The organism is Parendozoicomonas verongulae, assembly GCF_009711465.1.
Lineage (GTDB): Bacteria > Pseudomonadota > Gammaproteobacteria > Pseudomonadales > Endozoicomonadaceae > Sansalvadorimonas > Sansalvadorimonas verongulae.
In genome coordinates, this window is the sequence record NZ_SMME01000210.1 from 1 (window position 1) to 367 (window position 367).

1 protein-coding gene is annotated in these 367 nt (G+C 58.0%); it reads left to right on the forward strand.

Annotated elements, in window-relative coordinates:
- On the forward strand, positions 1-367 hold a 367-nt coding region (locus E1189_RS00275; RefSeq protein ID WP_155158158.1), incomplete at both ends, for an HsdM family class I SAM-dependent methyltransferase.

Sequence of the window (367 nt, forward strand, 5' to 3'; positions counted from 1 at the left end):
ACAAGGCCAAGCTGGGTGATGAGCTGCTGTCTCGCCTGCTGCGTCACTTCAACCAGTACAACCTTGGCAACGACTCCCTCTACAAGGCCGATATGCTGGGGGATGCCTACGAGTACCTGATCAAGCAGTTTGCCGACGATGCCGGTAAGAAAGGAGGCGAGTTCTATACCCCCAAGCCTGTAGTACAACTGCTGGTGAACCTGCTGGATCCTCAACCCGGCCAGACCGTCTACGACCCCACCTGCGGCTGTGGCGGCATGCTGGTGGAAAGTGCCCACCATGTCGCGCAAATGCCCAACGGTACGATTGCCGGTCAGCCCAATATCATGCTCTACGGGCAGGAGAAGAACCTGGGCACATGGGCCAT